Source organism: Pollutimonas harenae (genome assembly GCF_004153685.1).
Taxonomy (GTDB): Bacteria; Pseudomonadota; Gammaproteobacteria; order Burkholderiales; family Burkholderiaceae_B; genus Pusillimonas_C; species Pusillimonas_C harenae.
In genome coordinates, this window is record NZ_SDQD01000003.1 from 232,189 (window position 1) to 248,434 (window position 16,246).

17 protein-coding genes are annotated in these 16,246 nt (G+C 55.8%); 6 read left to right on the forward strand and 11 right to left on the reverse strand.

Features of this window, described 5'->3' with window-relative positions; all coding sequences use genetic code 11:
• Positions 1-10: 10 nt before the first annotated feature.
• Positions 11-802 carry an inositol monophosphatase family protein gene (locus ERD84_RS13800; RefSeq protein ID WP_130040248.1) on the reverse strand — a complete coding sequence of 264 codons (792 nt, stop codon included), beginning with the start codon at positions 800-802 and terminating at the stop codon, positions 11-13.
• A gap of 235 nt (positions 803-1,037) precedes the next feature.
• Here ERD84_RS13800 and ERD84_RS13805 point away from each other — a divergent pair, with 235 nt between their 5' ends.
• Positions 1,038-1,811 (forward strand): RNA methyltransferase, encoded by a 774-nt coding sequence (locus ERD84_RS13805; protein ID WP_130040249.1) that lies wholly within the window; start codon positions 1,038-1,040, stop codon positions 1,809-1,811.
• Between the two features lie 59 nt (positions 1,812-1,870).
• Here the strand turns inward: ERD84_RS13805 and ERD84_RS13810 are convergent, their stop codons facing one another.
• From ERD84_RS13810 to ERD84_RS13820, 3 genes are all read right to left on the reverse strand, one after another.
• On the reverse strand, positions 1,871-2,509 hold the full coding sequence (locus tag ERD84_RS13810) for a 3-oxoacid CoA-transferase subunit B (RefSeq protein WP_130040250.1): 639 nt from the start codon (positions 2,507-2,509) through the stop codon (positions 1,871-1,873).
• Positions 2,506-3,177, reverse strand: coding sequence for a 3-oxoacid CoA-transferase subunit A (locus ERD84_RS13815; protein WP_130040251.1), 672 nt, complete (start codon positions 3,175-3,177; stop codon positions 2,506-2,508). The genes ERD84_RS13810 and ERD84_RS13815 overlap by 4 nt, the downstream gene beginning before the upstream one ends.
• A gap of 91 nt (positions 3,178-3,268) precedes the next feature.
• Positions 3,269-4,207, reverse strand: coding sequence for a Bug family tripartite tricarboxylate transporter substrate binding protein (locus tag ERD84_RS13820; RefSeq protein WP_130040441.1), 939 nt, complete (start codon positions 4,205-4,207; stop codon positions 3,269-3,271).
• A gap of 152 nt (positions 4,208-4,359) precedes the next feature.
• On the opposite strand from ERD84_RS13820, the gene ERD84_RS13825 reads away from it, so the two are divergent.
• Positions 4,360-5,127 (forward strand): IclR family transcriptional regulator, encoded by a 768-nt coding sequence (locus ERD84_RS13825; protein WP_167667477.1) that lies wholly within the window; start codon positions 4,360-4,362, stop codon positions 5,125-5,127.
• Positions 5,128-5,161: 34 nt separating this feature from the next.
• Here ERD84_RS13825 and ERD84_RS13830 read toward each other — a convergent pair whose 3' ends face one another.
• The 3 genes from ERD84_RS13830 to ERD84_RS13840 form a co-directional block, all read right to left on the reverse strand.
• Positions 5,162-6,019, reverse strand: coding sequence for a mechanosensitive ion channel family protein (locus ERD84_RS13830; protein WP_130040252.1), 858 nt, complete (start codon positions 6,017-6,019; stop codon positions 5,162-5,164).
• A gap of 235 nt (positions 6,020-6,254) precedes the next feature.
• Positions 6,255-6,401, reverse strand: a complete 147-nt coding sequence (locus ERD84_RS13835) for a lmo0937 family membrane protein (protein ID WP_130040253.1) — start codon at positions 6,399-6,401, stop codon at positions 6,255-6,257.
• A gap of 46 nt (positions 6,402-6,447) precedes the next feature.
• The gene (locus ERD84_RS13840; protein ID WP_130040254.1) at positions 6,448-6,663 is read right to left on the reverse strand and encodes a glycine zipper 2TM domain-containing protein; all 216 of its coding nucleotides are present in this window, start codon (positions 6,661-6,663) and stop codon (positions 6,448-6,450) included.
• A gap of 274 nt (positions 6,664-6,937) precedes the next feature.
• Between ERD84_RS13840 and ERD84_RS13845 the strand changes: the two genes are divergently transcribed.
• Together ERD84_RS13845 and ERD84_RS13850 are read left to right on the forward strand one after the other, a co-directional pair.
• On the forward strand, positions 6,938-7,924 hold the full coding sequence (locus ERD84_RS13845) for an LLM class flavin-dependent oxidoreductase (RefSeq protein WP_130040255.1): 987 nt from the start codon (positions 6,938-6,940) through the stop codon (positions 7,922-7,924).
• Positions 7,925-8,033: 109 nt separating this feature from the next.
• Positions 8,034-8,786 (forward strand): YggS family pyridoxal phosphate-dependent enzyme, encoded by a 753-nt coding sequence (locus tag ERD84_RS13850; protein ID WP_130040256.1) that lies wholly within the window; start codon positions 8,034-8,036, stop codon positions 8,784-8,786.
• Here the strand turns inward: ERD84_RS13850 and ERD84_RS13855 are convergent.
• The 4 genes from ERD84_RS13855 to ERD84_RS13870 all read right to left on the reverse strand — a co-directional run bounded on the left by ERD84_RS13855 (position 8,750) and on the right by ERD84_RS13870 (position 12,132).
• Entirely contained in the window at positions 8,750-9,490 is a 741-nt protein-coding gene (locus ERD84_RS13855; protein WP_130040257.1) for a class I SAM-dependent methyltransferase, read from the reverse strand. The genes ERD84_RS13850 and ERD84_RS13855 overlap by 37 nt on opposite strands.
• 131 nt (positions 9,491-9,621) lie before the next feature.
• On the reverse strand, positions 9,622-10,371 hold the full coding sequence (gene nudC / locus ERD84_RS13860) for an NAD(+) diphosphatase (protein WP_130040258.1): 750 nt from the start codon (positions 10,369-10,371) through the stop codon (positions 9,622-9,624).
• Between the two features lie 79 nt (positions 10,372-10,450).
• Positions 10,451-11,377 carry an alpha/beta fold hydrolase gene (locus ERD84_RS13865; RefSeq protein WP_130040259.1) on the reverse strand — a complete coding sequence of 309 codons (927 nt, stop codon included), beginning with the start codon at positions 11,375-11,377 and terminating at the stop codon, positions 10,451-10,453.
• A 197-nt stretch (positions 11,378-11,574) separates the two neighbouring features.
• Positions 11,575-12,132, reverse strand: a complete 558-nt coding sequence (locus ERD84_RS13870; protein WP_167667478.1) for a DUF2799 domain-containing protein — start codon at positions 12,130-12,132, stop codon at positions 11,575-11,577.
• A gap of 298 nt (positions 12,133-12,430) precedes the next feature.
• Here ERD84_RS13870 and mutS point away from each other — a divergent pair, with 298 nt between their 5' ends.
• Together mutS and ERD84_RS13880 are read left to right on the forward strand one after the other, a co-directional pair.
• Entirely contained in the window at positions 12,431-15,046 is a 2,616-nt protein-coding gene (gene mutS / locus ERD84_RS13875) for a DNA mismatch repair protein MutS (protein WP_245150705.1), read from the forward strand.
• A complete protein-coding gene (locus ERD84_RS13880; RefSeq protein ID WP_130040261.1) occupies positions 15,046-16,233 on the forward strand; it encodes a cupin domain-containing protein in 1,188 nt (395 codons plus the stop codon). The genes mutS and ERD84_RS13880 overlap by 1 nt, the downstream gene beginning before the upstream one ends.
• The last annotated feature ends 13 nt before the right edge of the window (positions 16,234-16,246 follow it).

Genomic DNA, 16,246 nt, shown 5'->3' on the forward strand with positions numbered 1-16,246 from the left:
AACAGAGAAATCAGTCGTGCAAATAACCTAGCATCTGGGGAAACAACTTGGGGGTAGCTGCCAGTACATTGCCGCTTTTAAGCCATGTCTGCTCACCGTCGAAGTCGGCCACCAGCCCTCCGGCTTCCAGAATGAGCAAGCTGCCGGCGGCCAGATCCCAGGGCTTCAGCCTGACACCACAGAAGCCATCCAGCCGGCCTGCCGCTACATAAGCCAGGTCGAGTACGGTCGACCCCAGACGGCGTGCCGCGGCGCACTCGGACAACAGCTTGGAAAACTTGACGTCGGTGGTCGGCGCGGAGGCTGAACCCGGCACATGGGCACCCAACAAGGCATCGTGATACCGCAATTGCCCCGACACACGGATACGGCGGTCGTTCAGGAAAGCGCCGCCGCCCCGGCTTGCGGTAAAGAGCTCATTTCGCGAAGGATCGTAAATGACCGCCTGGGTGATCTGGCCGTGTTGTGCCAAAGCAATCGAGATCGCATAAACGGGCAAGCCATGGATAAAATTTGTTGTGCCGTCGAGAGGGTCGATAATCCATTGATACGCAGCCGGCTCGTCGCTGGCCTGCTCTGCCGCTAAATGCGTACCCGACTCTTCGCCCAGAAAACCATGGTCGGGATAAGCCGTTCGCAAAATATCGATAATGGCTTCTTCTGCAGCATGATCCACTTCCGTGACATAATCTTTAGGCCCTTTGCGTGCCACAGTCAGGCGTTCCAGGTCGAGACTGGCGCGATTGATGATAGTGCCAGCACGGCGTGCCGCCTTGATGGCGGTATTGAGCATCGGGTGCATAAAATTCCGTATTTAACAAAAATTGTTGGCGCCTGGCCTGGCCGAATTTGAACTCTGGCACGGTAAAAGACCCGGCAATCAACACAAGAAAACATCTATTTTAAATGACTCAGTCGTTTTATCCCGAAACACAGCTGTTTTTGTCCGGATCACTCGCAATTTCTTTCGAGTTGTCGATGATTTCACTTGAATTGCTGACGATTTCGCCCAAAACTCAGCATCAGGCCATGCAGCCATGAACAAACCCTTTGAACAAGTACGTTTTGTCATGGTACACCCCAGCCATCCAGGCAATGTCGGTGCAGCCGCGCGTGCCATCAAAACCATGGGTTTCCATGACTTATGCCTGGTCGCCCCAAGATTTCCAGATGTACTTGAGCAACCCGATGCGCAATCGCTTGCCAGTGGCGCCACCGACGTCCTGGCATCAGTCCGCATCGTTCCCTCCCTGGAAGATGCCCTTGCGCCCGTCACGCTGGCTTTTGCGCTGACTGCCCGGGCTCGTGTGCTGGGACCGCCCGTCTGCGACATCCGGGAAGCCGCACAAATCAGCTGCCAGCATATTCAGGACACCAGCAATGCCCGCGTCGCAGTCGTGTTGGGTACAGAAAGATCAGGGCTTACCAATGACGACGTCGCCTTATGTCAGCGCGTCTGTCATATTCCGGCCAATCCGGAATACAGCTCCTTGAATGTCGCGCAAGCCTTGCAATTAGCCGCCTGGGAGCTACGCTACACACTGGCCAGCGCTGCATCGGTTCCGCTGCTGCCCAGCACCGAAGGTCAGGCCCATGAAGGTGATCAGGCCGCCCCCGGCGAAAAAGTGCAGGCATTCATGACGCACTGGGAGCAGGCAATTACCGAGGTGGGTTTTCTGGATCCTGCACACCCCAAGAAACTGATGCCACGCATGCGACATATGTTTGGCCGTAATGCGCTGAGCCACGACGAGGTGGATATGCTGCGCGGCCTGTGCACAGCCATGATCAAGGCCGCCAGGAAAAGATAGGGTGGGTGTCCCGCGGTTGGCAGCGGCCCAGGCCGCTGCAGCGCCGTTACCGCCTCAGGCTAGGCGGTAACGATCTCCATACCCACCAAGCGGCTCAACTCGGCAATGCCAGCCTTCGAAACGTCGTCAACCAGCACAATCTGCCCGTCCTTCAGGTCGAATACGGCCAGATCGGTATAAACACGGGTCACGCAGCCTACACCGGTCAGGGGGTAGCTACACTGCTCGACCAGCTTGCTGTGACCATCGCGCGTCAGAAGCTCCATCAGCACATAAACCGACTTGGCCCCTATGGCGAGGTCCATCGCGCCACCGACTGCGGGTATGGCGTCGGCAGCACCTGTGTGCCAGTTCGCCAGGTCGCCCGTGCGCGACACCTGGAAGGCGCCCAGCACACAAACATCGAGATGTCCGCCGCGCATCATGCCGAAAGAGTCGGCGTGATGGAAGAAAGCACCACCCGGAAGCAGCGTTACCGGCTGCTTGCCTGCATTGATCAGATCAGGGTCTTCGGCGCCCGCCTCAGGCGCAGGCCCCATGCCTATCACACCATTCTCGCTGTGCAGCATGATTTCGCGATCGGCCGGCAGATAGTTGGCCACCTTGGTGGGCAGGCCTATGCCCAGATTCACCACACTGCCTTCCGGGATGTCTTGCGCAACACGGGCGGCCATCTGGTCTCGTGTCAGTCGGTTCATATTGTGCCTCCGGTGGCGACCACGCGCTGGACAAACAACCCTGGCGTGACGATGATTTCAGGGTCGAGCTCGCCCAGCTCGACGATGCTGTCAACCTGTGCCACTGTGACCCGGGCGGCAGTAGCCATGATGGGCCCGAAATTGCGGGCTGTCTTGCGATACACCAGATTGCCCCAGCGATCGGCGCGCAAGGCTTTGATAAGCGCATAATCAGCATGCAGCGGATACTCAAGCAAATAGTCGCGACCATTGATATGCCTTTGCTCTTTGCCTTCAGCCAGAGGAGTTCCTGCTCCGGTAGGCGTGTAAAAGCCGCCTATACCGGCACCCGCCGCACGGATGCGCTCGGCCAGATTACCTTGTGGCACGAGTTCGAGCTCGATCTTGCCCGAGCGATACAAACCATCGAATACATGTGAGTCGCTTTGGCGCGGGAAAGAGCAAATGATCTTGCGCACGCGCCCTGCTGCCAGCAAAGCTGCCAGGCCAGTGTCGCAATTACCCGCATTGTTATTGATGATAACCAGGTCTTTTGCACCCTGGTCGAGCAATGCGTCTATGAGCTCTTTGGGCTGGCCAGCCAGCCCAAAACCGCCCACCATGATGGTTGCCCCATCAGGAACGTCGGCCAGGCCGGCCTGCATACTGTCAAAAATTTTGGAAATCATGTCATATCCATTGTCTGTACACAATGCAGCAGCATTCAAGACAATGGCCGGCCAAAGGTGGCCGGCCATTGGACTACTACAGCTTACGGACTCAGTCTACAGTTGCACCGGAAGCCTTGACCACCTTGGCCCAGCCGTCAACTTCAGATTTGATGAAAGTGCCAAACTCAGCAGGTGTCGTCTTGGCGGGAATCGCCCCCAAATCTTCCAGACTCTTTTGAACTTCGGGTTTGGCCAGTGCAGCCAACATGACTTCGTTCAGCTTGTTGACGATCTCGTCTGGCGTGCCTTTAGGTGCAATCACACCAAACCAGGAAGAGACATCGAAATTCGGAAAACCGGATTCTTGCATGGTGGGCAGATCGGGCGCTGTCTTGGAGCGTTCTGCCGTAGTGACAGCCAATGCACGCAAGCTACCGGACTCAACATGCGGCCATGCCGAAGGCATGTTGTCGAACATGTAGTCGACTTGACCACCGATCAGGTCAGCCAGGGCGGGCGCACTGCCTTTGTACGGAATATGAACCACATCGATGCCGGCCGACTGTTTGAAGAGTTCGCCCGCCATGTGTATGGAGGTGCCGCTGCCCGATGAGGCAAAATTCAATTTACCAGGATTGGCCTTGGCATAGTCAATCAGCTCTTTGACGGACTTGGCCGGGACCTTGGGATTGACGACCAGCACATTGGGCACGCGAACCGCCAGCGCAACCGGTGTGAAGTCTTCGACCAGGTTGAAACGCAGATTCTTGTACAAGGTTTGGTTGATAGCGCTAGTAACGGCCACCATATATATGGTGTAGCCGTCGGGATCTGAGCGCGCAACCATTTCGGATGCAATGTTGCTGCCTGCACCCGGACGGTTGTCAACAACCACGGTTTGGCCCAAGGCCTCGGTCATTTCCTTGGCCATAATACGCGCCACGGTATCAGTGGTGCCGCCCGCCGAGAAGCCGACGACCATCTTGATGGCATGGTCGGGATAGGCGGCCGCAGCCGTCGTTGAAAAACCCAATGCGCCAGCAAGCATCAAGCTGCCGGCCAATGCCTTTACGCCAGTCTTCAATTTTGTATGGATTGACACGATGTCCTCCTGTTAGTGTCCACGGAATGGACAATTCTATAATTAAGAGCTTAATTTTCTGACACAATGAACTTTTTTCCAAACCAACTGTACACGCCGTGGACACATCAAACAAAGATTCGGCAGCAGCAGGACCCCGCACCCTCAGGCGAGGCCTGCATCTCTTGCGCACGTTACGGGATTACCCCGATGGGGGATTGAGCGTCACTGATTTGGCTCGCTTGACGGGATTGCAGCGCCCAACTATTTATCGCCTGCTGGCCGCGCTGCTCGAAGAAGGCTTTGCATACAACATAGGTGGCACCAAGCGTTTCGCAGCCAGCAATCTGGCCGAAACCACTATTCTGGACCAGGATCCACGCATCAAGCTCGCTCTGCCTACCATGCGGGAACTGGCCGCAGAAACCGGTGACGCCGTTTTTCTGGTCGTGCGCGACGACAACGAGTCACTCAGCTTGTGGCGGGAAATCGGTCCCTACCCCGTGCAGATTCTTGCCACCTTTGCAGGAAAGCGCCAGCCATTGGGAGTGGGTTCCGGCGGACTGGCTCTGCTGGCCAAGCTGGAAGATGATGAAGTCGACAGCATCATCGCGCGCAACAGCAAGCAGCTAGAACAATACGGTGGCATGAGCTCACGCGAAATGCGGCAACTGGTAGACAACACGCGCACGCGAGGCTATTCGGTTGTGGGCAACTACGCAGTGCGTGGCGCACTGGGCGTGGGTTGCGCCTTATGCGATAAGGAACAAAGGCCTTATCTGGCCATCAGCGTAACTGCCATTACCGATCGCATGCCAGCCACCCGCCAACGTAAGATTGCCGGGCTGATACAGGAAAAATTAAATACTCTGGCTGCCAACCTTTGAGTTGAGGCCGGCGCCCGCAGCAGGCCTGCGGGTCTCAGGGCTCGATGGCGCCGCCTTGCTCCAGGGCTTCTGCCACCGTCTTGGCCTGAACCTCGCGCACCGGTATGGGCATGCTCAAGCCTGCACGTCCCAAAACCTGCAGGGCGTTACGGTACAGATCGAAGCGCAGATCCCAATAGTTGTCGACAGCAGCCCAAACCCGCATATTCACGGTGGTTGCGCTTTCGCTATAGCCGGTTACCATGACTTGCGGCTCGGGATCGGCCAGCACATACTGATGGTTCTGTACCAAAGAACCCAGCTCGCGCAAGGCCAGTTCGAGGTCATCGCCATAGCGGACAGATACCTCTACATCAAGACGGCGCGTGGCATTGCGACTGTAATTGATGATGGGGTTGCCCCATACGAGGCTATTTGGCAGGGTTAGATGAATGCCATCGATCTGGACCAGGCGAGTCAGAAACAGGCCGACTTCGGCTACCGTGCCGTCACCTTTACCCACAACCGAAACATACTCACCTGTACGTAATGGCCGCAAGGCCAGCAACATGATTCCTGCTGCAATATTCTGTAGTGTGCCTTGCAAAGCCAGGCCTACCGCCAGGCCGGCGGCACCGAGCACAGCAATGATGCTGGCTGTCTGTACACCAAATCGAGCCAACACGGCAATAATGACAAAAATCCGAATGGACCATACCGTTACGGTATAGACCATTGGGACAATGGTGGGGTCCACTTTGGGTGAGCGGGCAGCCAGTTTCTGCACGCTGCGACCTGCAAATGACGACGCAGCCCAACCCAATACCAGAATGGCAAGCGTGAAAACCAGGTTAAACGCCAAATGCTCGACGGCGGGCATCAGGGCCGTCAGGTCTTTCAATTTTTCCATCATATGTGATCCGCAAAAGAATTAAGTAGGGATTCAATATCCAAAACATCATACCGTTTACAGATCAAACGACTGGCAACAGTGAGTTATCCACGCAAATTGTGGATAATTCCAGGGACAACTATTTAGCTATGTGAATTATGCGGACAATAACAAGCACTTAGCGCCTGCGAGTTAAAAATGCCCACCTGACGGATTCTCGCCAGGCGGGCATTTTAACGTTGTTGCCAACAGGGCGTCAGAGCGACCGGCCCGAAATCAGACGCACCAGCACCATGATGATGGCAACCACTATGAGGATATGGATGAATCCACCTATGGTGTAGGACGAGACCATACCCAAAAGCCATAGAACCAACAAAATGACTGCAATGGTATAGAGCATATCAAGTTCCTTTTTAGTTATGGAGCGTGTACAGGCAGCTGTTTTATTATTTGCTGGCTTCGTGCCCTATCACACCGCCTACCGCTGCACCACCCAGAGTGCCCAATGTGCTGCCACCCGTCAGGACGGCGCCACCCACCGCGCCAACACCCGCACCAATAGCTGTATTTTGCCCCTGCTTCGACATACCGCTACATGCACCAAGACTAAGCATTGCAGACAATACTAGCGCCGTGCTTGCGATTCTTTTCGTCTTATTCATATCAATACCTCTTTCAATGGTTCAACGGAACAAAGCCAATTATCGTAGGCTTTGTAGCAAATACCATACCCGACCAACATCACCCGCTGACCAGGCACAGCTCTTTACTACATGGTAAATGACCTTTTAGTCAATAACCAGAAGAAACCGTATGGGAAAGATTCCAGCTGTTGCTATTTGCTTACTTCCCCTTTTCATTGCGTCTACCGCTTATGCACAATGTACTCATGAAGGGGATACTTGATTTATCAGGTGCCGCCCTCATATATGGAAAATGACTCCATTTTCCATACTTGATTTATCACCAATCACCGAAGGCGGCACCGCCGCGGAATCGTTCCGTAACACCCTGGATATTGCCCAGCATGGCGAAAAATGGGGTTATCAACGTTACTGGATGGCCGAACATCATGGCATGCCCGGCATTGCCAGCGCCGCCACCTCCGTGCTGATCGGACATGTTGCCGCCGGCACCAGCAGTATCCGGGTGGGAGCCGGCGGCATCATGCTTCCAAACCACTCCCCTTTGGTCATTGCCGAACAATTCGGAACACTTGAATCACTGTTCCCTGGGCGCATTGACCTGGGTCTGGGTCGTGCACCAGGGTCAGACCAGACCACCGCGCGCGCCTTGCGCCGCAATCTGGCTTCGGATGCCAACGAGTTCCCTCGCGACGTTCTGGAACTGATGGATTACTTTTCAGAGGAAGCCCACCAACCCGTACAGGCGGTACCCGGACGAGGTCTGAATATTCCTATCTGGATCCTGGGATCCAGTCTTTTCGGTGCTCAATTGGCAGCGGCCCTGGGTCTGCCCTATGCTTTTGCCTCGCATTTTGCCCCGCAGCAAATGATGCAGGCCATTCAGATATACCGTAATACTTTCAAACCCTCGGCCCACCTGGACAAACCATATGTCATGCTGGGTTTCAATGTTTTTGCCGCCGACACCGACGATGAGGCACGCTACCTTGCTACCTCATGGCAACAGTCTTTTGTTAATTTGCGTAGCGGCCGTCCTACGCGTTTACCGCCGCCTATGCACAACTATCTTGATCAGCTGGGCCCGGCAGCGCAAGATCTGCTTGATCATGTGCTGTCATGCTCTGCCATCGGCGCGCCCGATACCGTTGCCAAACAACTTAAGGCCTTCATTGACAAGACCGGCGCCGACGAACTCATGATCACATCAAATATGTTCGATCACGCCGCGCGACTGCGCTCATACGAAATCACTGCCGAAGTACGCAGCACGCTTTAGCCCTCCAAGCGGCACCCGTATGGCCAAACGGGTATGGCGGCTTACAATAGGGTATTGCCATGTTCAGACGCCCTGCATGCAGGGCGTCTGCTATTTCGAGTACGTCAACATGAATCAAGACAGTTCCATAGCATCTCGCCTTGCCCAGGTCCAGGATAGGATTCGCAATGCTGCCCTCAAGGTCGGGCGCGCCGCAGATTCGGTCACGCTATTGCCTGTCAGCAAAACTTTTGGCGAAGAGGCCATACGTGAAGCCGTCAAGGCTGGGGTCCGGCGTTTCGGCGAGAACAAGGCTCAGGAAATCCGTAGCAAATATGAACCACTGGCCGACTGCGGCATAGAGTGGGTCATGATAGGTCATCTGCAAACCAACAAAGCCAAAGATGTGGCCCGTATGGCTTCTGAAATCCAGTCCCTCGATCGCATCGATCTTGCCATTGCGCTAGACCGCCGTCTACAACAAGAAGGCCGCGCCATCGATGCGCTGGTGCAGGTAAAGACCTCATCAGAACCCAGCAAATACGGCCTGCCTCCCGAAGAGCTACCCGGTTTCCTGCGTCAGGTCGCGCGCGACCTCCCCACCTTGCGCATCAAGGGCTTGATGACTCTGGCCATCAATGCCAAGGACGAAGCCGCCGTACGTGCGTGCTTCCGAAAACTACGCGACTTACGCGACCAAATGCGCCAGGAGGCCATTGCCGGCATCGAACTTGATCGCCTGTCCATGGGCATGAGCGGCGACTTTGAAATCGCCGTCGAGGAAGGTTCCACCGAAGTACGTATAGGCACAGCCATCTTTGGTGGCCGCATCTACGGAGACGACTATTACTGGCCGGAAAACCCTGCTGCTGCCCGTCGATAAATCAGCAGACGACCTTTATACGCCTCAGTCGGTACACCGCTTACATCAACATCTGCTTTGTCGTGCAGGTGTTCGTCAATCGTTAACTCAAACCCAAAAGAGGCCATCTGCCGATTGAAAGCGGGCCGATGACCCCGGTTAGGATCGACGATCCATACTTCTGCGCTGGGTAAAGCGTGGTCATCAATAAAATCGGCTAGTTTTGCAGGCATATCGCGATCATAAAGCAGGTCACTGCCCATGATCAGGTCATAGCGTGCCGACAGGACCTCGACGCCCATATCGATGAGTTCGGACGAAATAAGCCCTCCACCCCACTGCCCATGTCGATACTTCAGTACATCCAGATCATTAAGCTGCAGATTATGATCAAGAAAAGTGGAGGCTAGAGGGTGACAGTCACTGGCTGTTACGCGTGCCCCACGTCTGTGTCCAACCAGGCTGGCCAGGGCGAGGCCACAGCCGATCTCTAGAATGCGCTCGTTCTGACAGACCGGTCGTTGTGCCATGCGCGCAGCCAACTGTATGCCTGAAGGCCAAAGCATGCCGAATAAGGGCCACGCGGCGGAGCAAATTCCCAGCCGCTGCGCGACTCCTGTGGGGTCATGATATTGCTGACGATCAAGCAAAGACCTGATAAGTAGATCTTCGACGCCGGCAACGGCGATACGCTCGAGCTTGGTTTGATAGCCCAGCGCCGTCATGAAAATAACTTATTGAAAAATATAAAAAAATTAGCCATACACCAGTATGGCTCAAATCTCTGACTTTGGCTAATACAGACCTGCAACGGTGCATGCCTGCGGCGGCTGCAGTACACGCAGATATTGACAATCTATGGCAGATTTGCCCGAACCAAACGGCCCGCAATGGACTCGAGCATAGGGATATCGGGTAGCGCATCGCCCGGTCCGAACCAGCGCGCATCGGCAATTTCGTCTTCCTGAATGCTTAGTTCTCCGCTGACATACTCTGCGGTATAAGCAATCATGAGCGAATGCGGAAATGGCCACGACTGGCTACCAAAATAACGCAAGTCATTGACCTCAAGACCAACCTCTTCCAGCACCTCTCGGTGAATGGCATCTTCGATGCTTTCGCCCGCCTCGACAAAGCCTGCCAGCGCGGTGTAGCGTGCCGTCGCATAGGTTGCATGACGCGCCAGAAGAATTTGATTACCCCGCTTGATGAGCACCATCATTGCTGGTGATATGCGCGGATAAGCAGAAAAACCGCATGCGGGGCAGTGAAAACAGAGTTCTTTTTCTGACTTGCGCATGGGCGTCGCGCACACACCGCAATAACGATGAGTACGTATCCACTCCGACACCTGAAATGCACGTCCTGCCAGCGCGCCATATTCACCTAGCTCGGCCAGTACGGCCCTGAGCTTGCGAAAGGCAAAACCGGCTGGCGCTTCGGCATCGCGGGCAACATGACAAGTACGATGACTGCAATCTGCGGTAACCCATAAAGGCTGAAGTGCATCGGCTGCAGCACCCACACACGTGCAGACATCAGCCTCTGGAAAGGCTATGCTGGATTCATGCAAGAGGATCTCGTCGCCCCGGAAAATAAAATTCACGTTGTCTCCCAAATAATCGATGCGATAGCATCATACTCCTGCACGAGTGGCAGCACGCCAGGCGCCATGTCCGGCAAGCTCAGGCGCCAAGAAAGCGTTCTACCGCATGGGCCAGGATGGCTGGCTGGTCAAGATGAACCATATGCCCACAGTCACTGATTTTCATGCGCTCAAACGACTTCAGCTTGCTCAAACGACCTTCAAATTCTTGACGTGTGTAACGCCCATCCTTCCAATGGGTCTGATCAGCTTGATCACCTTCCACCCACAGGACCTGTGCGTCAATGGACTCCCAGGTTGCAAGAGCTTCATCACATCGATACAAGATCGGATTCACACGCTTATGTGCGGCATCAGCGACCACATGCCAACAACCGTCTTCTTTGCGCTCGGCCCATTGCTGTGCCAGCCAGACCGCAAAGCCTTCCTCCATATGCGGACTACGCCTCATCAGCTTATCGACTACTTCCTGCAGATTTGAAAACGTCCGAATCGACACCGGTGCTTTCAATTGTGCAAGCCAGTGAGCGAGTCGGGCCGGCGCTTCGGATGGCTGTGTACGTGCAAGCCCGAACCCTTCGACATTGATCAGGCGACGAATACGCCCGGGGCACGTCCCCGCGTACATCATCGCGATGTTACCGCCCATACTGTGGCCAAGAAGATCTATAGGGGCTTCAGGCGAGACGTGGTCGATGATTGCATCGAGGTCTGCGTAATAATCGTAAAACCAGTAGCCATCCTGAAGATGCGAAGCACGGCTTCCTCCGAAGCCTCGCCAGTCGAGAGCAATGACATCCCGGCCTGCACCAAGATAATCCACACAGCGCTGAAACGAGGCGCCCACGTCCATCCAGCCATGTACAAGAAGAAAAGGAGGCGCATTGAATGCAGCATTTTTTTGTGCGGACCACCGCCGAATGCGATACGACACACCGCCCCTGATCCGGACTTGCTCGATCGTGCTTGCCCTATGGGGAGAATACAAAGATGTTTTGTTGCTCATGATGTGCTTTCAAGCTTTGTTGGCCGCCGCTACACAGATGCTGGATCTATGCGACGGCTTCTGAACGGCCTGCATACACGCAGCAATCAAAATCGGTGCGGCAAGCCTGCATGATTGCTATCGTAGCAGTCCTCTGCGCAACGCGAGATGGTTTTCCAAGTCTCGAAGAATAAGGTGCAATAACTGGATAGAGATGCTCAGCGATAGGGCAAACGCCTGTCAAATTCAGCCAGCTCATCGCGTGCCCGGCGCAGACGGCGATCCAGGCGCTGAAGTTCGCTGCGCAAGCGGCGCCGTGCCTCCGCGTCTTTTTCTTCATCCAGCTCGCGTTGCAATCGGCGTGACTGACTATTAAGTCGGTCGACACGTTGCTCGGCATCGTACGCCGCTCGCCCTTGGCGGTAATACATCAGAAACGGATCTTCGAGCCTGGCCGGACATACATTCCCATAAGAATGCCCAGCCCGCCCTTCTGCCACCGCATTGGCGGGCCTGCAATATTGCATGAGACCTTGATCGTAGCCTTTGCGATATTGCACGATGTCGGGCACAACGCCCACACTGGAGCAGGCCTCGCGATGATCCACCACACGTGCTGCCGAGTAGCCACGACGACCGTCCTTATACCCTTGATCCACCCAGTCTGCGGTGAGGCATTCGCCTTCACTCATGGTGGCGCAGCCTGACACGACAAAGAGGGCCAGGATACCCAGGCTAAGCCCGAGTACTCTACGTCGCCCGTCATATTTACGCATAAACAGATACATGAGGCCTGCTATTCAATAGAGTATCGTCCCATGCTAGAAGAAACCGCTCTCGCTGACACCCTGCAAATGAAGGGGGGAAATCCGGTTTTCCCTAGCCAAGCTACGAGAAGCTTAAACAATGAATTGAAAGTAGTGCGCTTCTCAAAGCCTTATTGAGTGACTCTTACTACAATGTCATTTCGTATGCACGCAAGTCTTTCGTATATTTCTGAACAAAAGCAGTGCCTGGCTACCAAAGCTTTGCCAAATACCCAGCAAAAAATAAACATAACTCATTGATTTCTTAATGACTAAATCAGACACCAGCAGCCACACCCCCATGATGCAGCAATATTTGCGATTAAAAGCCGAAGCCGGCTCGCACCTATTGTTCTATCGCATGGGTGACTTCTATGAAATGTTTTACGAAGACGCCGAGCGCGGCGCTCGTCTGCTCAATCTGACACTCACTAAACGGGGTACCTCCAATGGTGCACCCATACCCATGGCCGGGGTACCCTTCCATGCGATGGAAGGCTACCTGGCCCGGCTAGTGGCCCTGGGAGAATCCATCGCCATTTGCGAGCAGATCGGTGATCCGGCTACAAGCAAAGGACCGGTCGAACGCAAGATAGTACGCATTGTCACACCGGGCACATTGACTGACGAGGCCTTGCTGCCGGCCAAGGCAGACCGCATGATTGCGGCAATATTCACAAGCCGCGCCAACCGGACCGAACGCAGCGGACTGGCCTGGATGAACCTGGCCAGCGGTGAGTTCCGGGTTACCGAGTGTGCACCAGACATGCTCGACACCGAGCTGCACCGTATTGAACCCGCCGAGATGCTCTGTGCAGAAAGCCGACGCCCCGGCGACGGTAACGGCATGGCCGTTACCGCACTGCCCGACTGGCACTTTGAGAGTGACGGTGCACGCGACGTCCTGCACCGGCACTTTGCTGTAGATACGCTGGCAGGCTTTGGTCTGGCCGATTTACCCGTAGCCACTTGCGCGGCGGGTGCCTTGCTGCGCTATGTAAGTCGCACGCAAGCACAATCACTCTCTCACATTCAGACCATACGCGTCGACCAGGCTGGCGAATACGTTGTGCTTGATCCGGTTACACGCAAGAACCTGGAGCTGACGGAAACCATTAGCGGAGAGAGTGCTCCTACACTGTTCTCGACTCTGGATCACTGCCAAACGCCTATGGGCAGCCGCCTGCTGCGGCGCTGGATACACCATCCCCTGCGCGATAACACACCGGCGCAGCAACGCCAGCAAGTCATCGCCACCTTTCTTTCGGCACCGCCAGGCGACGACGCCCTGAATGCCCTGGCACCGCTGGACACATTGCGCCACATGCTGGAGCGCTACCCGGATCTGGAGCGTATTGCCACACGCATTGCCCTGCGCTCGGTACGCCCTCGCGAACTGGCCAGCCTGCGCGAAGCGCTGGCGCTGCTGCCCGATGTCGCTCAGCATTTGTTGCAGGCTTTCGTTCACGAGCCAGCACTGGATGCGTTTATACAAAACCTCAGCCTGGATCCGGAAATCGCCCATCTGCTGCAAAAGGCCATAGACCCGGAGCCCGCCTTGTTGATACGCGAAGGCGGCGTCATTGCCACTGGCTTCGACAGTGAGCTGGATGAATTGCGCCGTCTGGCGAGCGACAGCGGAGAATTCCTGCTTGAACTGGAAGCGCGGGAACGTGAACGCACCGGCATCCCAACCTTGCGCGTCGAATACAACCGTGTGCACGGATTCTATATTGAAGTGTCGCGTGGCCAGGCCGACAAGGTACCCGCAGAATACCGTCGCCGGCAAACACTGAAGAATGCAGAGCGCTACATTACACCCGAGCTCAAAACCTGGGAAGACAAGGTCTTGTCAGCCAAGGATCGCAGTCTGAGCCGCGAGAAGTGGTTGTTTGAAAACTTGCTGGAGCAATTGGCGGACTATGCATCCGCATTATCACAATGCGCGACCACACTGGCCGAGGTCGACGCCTTGGCGGCGCTGGCCGAACATGCCCAGGCCAATGACTGGACAGCGCCGGAGCTGCTTGAGGGTAATGAAATCCTGATTGAGGCTGGCCGCCACCCCGTTGTCGAGCACAGCATAGAACGGTTCACGCCCAACGATTGCGAACTGGGCCCGCAACGACGCATGCTGCTGATCACCGGCCCCAATATGGGCGGTAAATCAACTTATATGCGGCAGGTAGCGCTGATTGCCCTACTGGCGCGTATAGGCAGTTTTGTGCCGGCACGCCTGGCACGCATAGGCAGGCTCGATCGTATCTTTACCCGTATCGGTGCGGCTGACGATTTGGCGGGCGGGCGGTCCACCTTCATGATGGAAATGACCGAAGCGGCATCCATTTTGTCGGCCAGCACGCCACAAAGCCTGGTGTTGATGGATGAAATCGGCCGAGGAACCTCCACCTACGACGGCCTGGCCCTGGCCTGGTCCATCGCCCACCGCCTGCTCAGCCATAACCAGGCGCTGACCCTGTTCGCCACACACTACTTCGAAATCACGCGCCTGCCGGCCGAGGCCCCTGGAGCCGCCAATGTGCACCTGGCCGCCGCAGAATCATCATCCGGCATTGTATTTCTGCACGAGGTTCAGCCAGGCCCAGCCAGCCGCAGCTACGGCATACAAGTGGCTCAACGCGCGGGCATCCCGGCTGCCGTTATCCGTCACGCCAGCCGGGAGCTATCGCGCCTGGAGGCGCAAGGCGCACCCACACCGCAGCTAGACCTTTTTTCCGCTGCGGCCGACGCCGATGATGCAACAAGCAATACCAGCGAAGGCGACTCGGCCCTGAAAGCAGCTTTGAACGACATAGACCCCGACCAGTTGACGCCCCGCGAAGCACTGGATTTACTTTATCGCTTGCGTAACGAGCACCTCTAATGAATATTGACCAGCCCTTAACCTTACTTGGCGGACTGACGCCACACGCCTTCATGCGTGATTACTGGCAACGCAAACCACTGCTTATACGACAGGCCATCCCGGGCTTCAAGCCATCGCTATCCATCTCTGACATCCGCAAGCTGGTCCGGCGCGAGGAGGTTGAGTCACGGCTGATTTGGCACGATGCCAAAGGCTGGGGCATGAAAACCGGCCCCTTTTCACGCCTGCCATCCGCCAGCCGCTCCAACTGGACCTTATTGGCGCAAAGCGTTGACCTGCACGACGATGCCACCGCCAGCCTAATGCAACAGTTTCGCTTTATTTCTGATGCGCGACTGGATGACGCCATGATCAGCATCGCTACAGATGGCGGCGGCGTAGGGCCACACTTCGACAGCTACGATGTTTTCCTGCTTCAGGCGCATGGGCAGCGGCGCTGGCGCATCAGCCAGCAAGACGACCTGACGCTGGAAGAAGGCCTGCCACTCAAAATTCTGAAGCATTTCAAGGCGGAAGAAGAGTTTGTGCTCGAACCCGGCGACATGCTGTATCTGCCGCCTCATGCTGCCCACGACGGTATCGCTCAAGGCGACTGCATGACGATTTCCATAGGCTTTCGCGCCCCCACTCAGGCCACGCTGGCCAGCGGCATGCTGGAAGCTGCCAACGATCAGATCATGGCCAATCTGGGCGATACCGGCGGCCTGTATGCGCTTCCCGTCATTCGAGGCCCCGTTCTGGCGCAAACCTACAAAGACGCCGGCACGCCAGCCACCACCCAACCGGCAGCCTTGCCGCAAGAACTCATAGACGCCACCCTCAAGGCCATCAATAAAATCAAGTTTGATGCGGCACTGGCCGAACGCTTTTTGGGTCAATGGCTGACCGAACCACCCGGCAACGCGTACTTCGAGGAGGGCGATCAGGACATCGATCTTTCCCAAGGCCTGCCCGCAGATGGCCGCCTGGTGCTGGACCGCTGTACTCGCCTGATGTATCGCAAACGGCAATTGTTCATTAATGGTGAAGTGGCTCATGTGCCTGCGACCACAGCCATGCAGAGGCTGGCCGATACGCGTGAAATCGAGTGCGGCACCCCATTCGCCAAAAAATTGAAACCAAATGAGTTGCAGGCACTAGGCGAATGGCTGGAAGAAGGCTGGTTGCACTATACAGCTGACTAAGCTCGCAGCCCGC

Bases quoted from the DNA above. Each gene is read 5' to 3' on its own strand.
- ERD84_RS13805 (WP_130040249.1), top strand. From the start codon at position 1,038: ATGAACAAACCCTTTGAACAAGTACGTTTTGTCATGGTACACCCCAGC.
- ERD84_RS13800 (WP_130040248.1), bottom strand. From the start codon at position 802: ATGCACCCGATGCTCAATACCGCCATCAAGGCGGCACGCCGTGCTGGC.
- ERD84_RS13840 (WP_130040254.1), bottom strand. From the start codon at position 6,663: ATGAATAAGACGAAAAGAATCGCAAGCACGGCGCTAGTATTGTCTGCA.
- ERD84_RS13810 (WP_130040250.1), bottom strand. From the start codon at position 2,509: ATGAACCGACTGACACGAGACCAGATGGCCGCCCGTGTTGCGCAAGAC.
- ERD84_RS13820 (WP_130040441.1), bottom strand. From the start codon at position 4,207: ATGCTTGCTGGCGCATTGGGTTTTTCAACGACGGCTGCGGCCGCCTAT.
- ERD84_RS13870 (WP_167667478.1), bottom strand. From the start codon at position 12,132: ATGCGTAAATATGACGGGCGACGTAGAGTACTCGGGCTTAGCCTGGGT.
- ERD84_RS13855 (WP_130040257.1), bottom strand. From the start codon at position 9,490: ATGACGGCGCTGGGCTATCAAACCAAGCTCGAGCGTATCGCCGTTGCC.
- ERD84_RS13845 (WP_130040255.1), top strand. From the start codon at position 6,938: ATGACTCCATTTTCCATACTTGATTTATCACCAATCACCGAAGGCGGC.
- ERD84_RS13850 (WP_130040256.1), top strand. From the start codon at position 8,034: ATGAATCAAGACAGTTCCATAGCATCTCGCCTTGCCCAGGTCCAGGAT.
- ERD84_RS13865 (WP_130040259.1), bottom strand. From the start codon at position 11,377: ATGAGCAACAAAACATCTTTGTATTCTCCCCATAGGGCAAGCACGATC.
- ERD84_RS13830 (WP_130040252.1), bottom strand. From the start codon at position 6,019: ATGATGGAAAAATTGAAAGACCTGACGGCCCTGATGCCCGCCGTCGAG.
- mutS (WP_245150705.1), top strand. From the start codon at position 12,431: ATGACTAAATCAGACACCAGCAGCCACACCCCCATGATGCAGCAATAT.
- ERD84_RS13880 (WP_130040261.1), top strand. From the start codon at position 15,046: ATGAATATTGACCAGCCCTTAACCTTACTTGGCGGACTGACGCCACAC.
- ERD84_RS13835 (WP_130040253.1), bottom strand. From the start codon at position 6,401: ATGCTCTATACCATTGCAGTCATTTTGTTGGTTCTATGGCTTTTGGGT.
- ERD84_RS13815 (WP_130040251.1), bottom strand. From the start codon at position 3,177: ATGATTTCCAAAATTTTTGACAGTATGCAGGCCGGCCTGGCCGACGTT.